The organism is Pseudomonas sp. (genome assembly GCF_041601375.1).
Lineage (GTDB): Bacteria > Pseudomonadota > Gammaproteobacteria > Pseudomonadales > Pseudomonadaceae > Aquipseudomonas.
Map to the genome: position 1 here is coordinate 1 of NZ_JBFIIG010000275.1, position 3776 is coordinate 3776.

Consider the following 3776-nt stretch of genomic DNA (forward strand, 5'->3'; position numbering starts at 1 on the left):
CGATCGCCAGCAGCTGCTGGCCAGCGTCAAGGGCGGCATCTTCTTCAACGCCGGTCAGGTCTGTTCGGCCATGTCGCGCCTGCTGGTGCAGCGCGAGATCTATGAGGAAGTGGTCGAGGCGGTGGTCAAACTGGCCGAAGGCCTCAGCGTCGGCCTCGGCCAGGACAACCCGGACCTCACTCCGGTGGTCAGTGCCGGACAACTGGCCAGCATCGAAGCCCTGTGTCGGCGTGCCAGCGATGAGGGTGCGGTGGTGGCCACCGGTGGTGAGCGCTTCAGCGACCGCGCCGGGCACTTCATGCGCCCGACCGTGTTCCGCGACGTCAGCCCCGAGATGTGCATCGCCCAGGAAGAGGTGTTCGGCCCGGTCCTGGCGATCATCCCCTTCGATACCGAGGAACAGGCCATCGCCATCGCCAATGGCACCGAATTCGGCCTGGTCGCCGGCGTGTTCACCCAGGACATCAGCTGCGCCATGCGCTGCTCGCGCCGCCTCAAGGCCGGCCAGGTGTTCGTCAATGAGTGGTATGCCGGTGGCATCGAGACGCCGTTCGGCGGTGTCGGACTGTCCGGTTTCGGCCGGGAAAAGGGCCAGGAAGCCTTGTACAGCTACGTGCGCACCAAGAACGTAGCGATCCGCGTAGCGGGGGAGTAAACGAAATGTTCAAGACCTGGCTCTGTGTAGTCTGCGGTTTGATCTACGACGAAGCGCTCGGCTGGCCGGATGACGGCATCCTCGCCGGCACCCGTTGGGACGATGTGCCGGAAGATTGGAAATGCCCCGAGTGTGGCGTCGGCAAGGACGATTTCGAGATGCTCGATATCAGCCCTGTGGTGGCCGCCGCAGCAGTCAGTGCGTCGGTTGCAGCGTCTGTTGCAGCGCCAGTATCGGCGCAGCCGCTAACTCCGGCGGCAAAACCGGCCGCCGCCCAGGTGCGCCAGCCAATCGTGATCATCGGCAGCGGCTACGCCGGCTATGGCTTGGCCCAGGCCTTGCGCCGGGCCGATCCGCTGGTCGAGATCCGCGTACTGACCCAGGAGTCGGGGCATCTGTATTCCAAGCCGGCGCTGTCCATCGGCCTGGCCCAAGGCAAGAGCGCCGCGGCGTTGTCGGGCGAGTCGGCCCTGGCGATCGAGAAGCGCCTGAAGATCCGTGTCTACCCCTATTGCACGGTCGAGCGCATCGACGCCGTGGCGCGGCGCCTGCACACCAACATCGGCGAGATGGAGTACGGTCAGTTGGTGCTGGCAAGCGGTGCCGCGCCGATTCGTCTGCCGATCGAGGGCGACACGGCGGCGCTGCTCAGCGTCAACAATTTGCATGATTACCGCAGCTTTCGTGAGCGTCTGCTCGGCGTGCGTCGGGTGGCGATCCTCGGTGACGGTCTGATCGGCTGCGAGTTCGCCAACGACCTGGCCAGCAGCGGCTTTGCGGTTAGCGTCATCGGCCTCGGCCAGTGGCCGATGGAGCGCCTGCTACCGGTCGAAGCCGGGCAACACTTGCAAGACGCCCTGGGCGAGTTGGGCGTGAGCTGGCACCTGCAGAACACCCTGCAGCGTATCGAATCGGTGGAGCAGGGCTATCGCCTGAGTCTCGCCGACGGTCAGTGCCTGGAGGCCGACCTGGTGCTCTCCGCGGTGGGCCTGCGGCCCAACCTGGGCCTGGCCGAAACGGCCGGGGTCGCGGTGGGTCGCGGTATCCAGGTGGACGCCCGGTTGCAGACCTCGCAGCCGGGGATCTTTGCCCTCGGTGACTGCACCGAGATCGACGGCCAGTTGCTGCCGTACCTGGCGCCGATCAACCAGGGCATCCAGGCCCTGAGCAAGACCCTGCTCGGCCAGCCCACGGCGGTCAGCTACCCGCTGATGCCGGTGACGGTGAAGACCCCAGCCGCACCGCTGTGCCTGTTGCCGCCGGCCGTCGGTGTGATCGGCGAGTGGCGCTGCACGGCTACCGACGATGGCCTGAGCGCCGGTTTCTACGATGTCGAGGGGGCGCTGCATGGCTTCGTCCTGCTCGGTCGTCAAGCACAAGTGCAGCGCAACAGCTGGCTGCAATCCTGTCAGAACGCGCAACGGGCCGTGGCCTGAGAGGCTGTGAAAAATCGCTTGCCTGCTGCGGCCGTCGCCGGGCGGCTGCTACTGCGTTGCACTACGCAAAAACTTCGGTCATTTGGCTCGCCAAACTCCCTCGTTTTCACGTAGCGCGCCTTGTTTCGCTCACCCGACGGCGTCCTCGCGACGGCCTTCGGTTTTTTCACCGCCTCTGAGGGCACAAACATGAGCAAGAAGATCAACCTGCCCTACGACGACGCCAGCTGCGGCTGGTACGCGGCACTGCCTGTGGCCAAGCCCGCGACGCGTTTGCAGGGCGAGCAGCGCGCCGATTTCACGGTAGTCGGCGCCGGCTTTGCCGGCCTGGCCGCCGCCCGCCGGCTGGCCGAGCACCATCCGCAGGCGCGCATCCTGCTGGTCGACGCCCAGCGCGTTGGCTACGGCGCGTCGGGGCGTAACTCCGGTTTCGTCATCGACCTGCCGCACAAGTTCGCCCTCGAGCACCCGGATCCGGCGCACAAGCAGCGCCTGCTCGGCCTCAATCGCGCCGCGATCGACCAGTTGCAGGGGCTGATCCAGCGCCACGGCATCGATTGCCAGTGGTCGCACGCCGGCAAGTACCAGGGCGCCGTGGGCCCGCGCGGCCTGGCCTATCTGGAGCATTTCGAACACCTGCTCAGCCAGCTCGGCGAACCCTTCCACTGGGTCGAGCGCGAGGAGTTGGCCAAGGTAGTCGGCAGCCGGCACTACAGTCGGGCGATCTACACCCCGGGCTGCTACCTGATGCAGCCGGCGGCGCTGGTCACCGGCCTGGGTGGTTCGTTGCCGGGCAACGTCGAGCTGCTCGAGGAGTCGCCGATCCAGCGCCTGGAGCGCGATGGCCAGGGCGGCTGGATTCTGCACGGCAATAACGGCCGCATCCGTACCCCGCAGCTGCTGCTCGGCACCAGCATCTTCACCCAGGAATTCGGTTTCCTGCGCAACCGCCTGTTGCCGGTGATGACCTTCGCCAGCTGGACCCGGCCGCTGACCGACAGCGAACTGCAGGTCTATGGCGGCGAACTGGATTGGGGCCTGACCCCGGCCGACCACGCCGGCACCACGGTGCGCATGACCCAGGACCGTCGCCTGATGATCCGCAACACCTACAAGCACGTGCCCAAGTACGGCCAGAGCACCAGCGATGCGATGCGTGCGAGCGTGCGCGAGGATCACCGCAAGGCCTTCCAAGCGCGCTTCCCGCAACTGGTCAACGTACCCTTCAGCCACACCTGGGGCGGTGTCTACGCCATCTCGCGCAACTTCACCAACTTCTTCGGCGAGCTGGAACGTGGCGTCTATGCCTCGGCCTGCGACAACGGCGTCGGCGCGGCCTGGGGCACCATCTCCGGCACCTTGCTGGCCGATCTGGCGGTGGGCGCGGATTCGGCGCAGTTACGCGATATCCAGGCGGTCACCGGCATGCCGTCGCTGAACCCGCCGGAACCCTTCCTCGGCCTCGGCGTGCGTTCGCGCATTCGCCTGGCGGCGTGGAACAGTCGGAGCGAGCTATGACTCGGGTCGTTTCCGGGAAAGGCCCGGTGCTGCTGGTCGATCACCATGACCTGGAGTTCATTCCGCGTGGCGGCCCACCCGGCGCCGCCTTTGTCGCCCGCGCGATCAGCAATGAAGTGTCGCCGAATATCGGTATCGGCTTCGCCCGCTGGGAGGGCGCCGAGGTC

General features: G+C 66.6%; 3 protein-coding genes and 2 pseudogenes. All 5 read left to right on the forward strand.

What is annotated here, in order from left to right; translation table 11 throughout:
- The coding region (locus tag ABZE94_RS20885) for an aldehyde dehydrogenase family protein (RefSeq protein WP_372878071.1) at positions 1-655 on the forward strand (655 nt) is incomplete at its 5' end.
- Between the two features lie 5 nt (positions 656-660).
- A pseudogene (locus tag ABZE94_RS20890) lies at positions 661-825 on the forward strand (rubredoxin); the annotation flags it as partial.
- A complete protein-coding gene (locus tag ABZE94_RS20895) occupies positions 814-2091 on the forward strand; it encodes an FAD-dependent oxidoreductase (protein WP_372878075.1) in 1278 nt (425 codons plus the stop codon). The pseudogene ABZE94_RS20890 and the gene ABZE94_RS20895, both read left to right, overlap by 12 nt.
- A gap of 189 nt (positions 2092-2280) precedes the next feature.
- Positions 2281-3609, forward strand: coding sequence for an NAD(P)/FAD-dependent oxidoreductase (locus ABZE94_RS20900; protein WP_372878073.1), 1329 nt, complete (start codon positions 2281-2283; stop codon positions 3607-3609).
- A pseudogene (locus ABZE94_RS20905) lies at positions 3606-3776 on the forward strand (ethanolamine utilization protein EutQ); the annotation flags it as partial. The gene ABZE94_RS20900 and the pseudogene ABZE94_RS20905, both read left to right, overlap by 4 nt.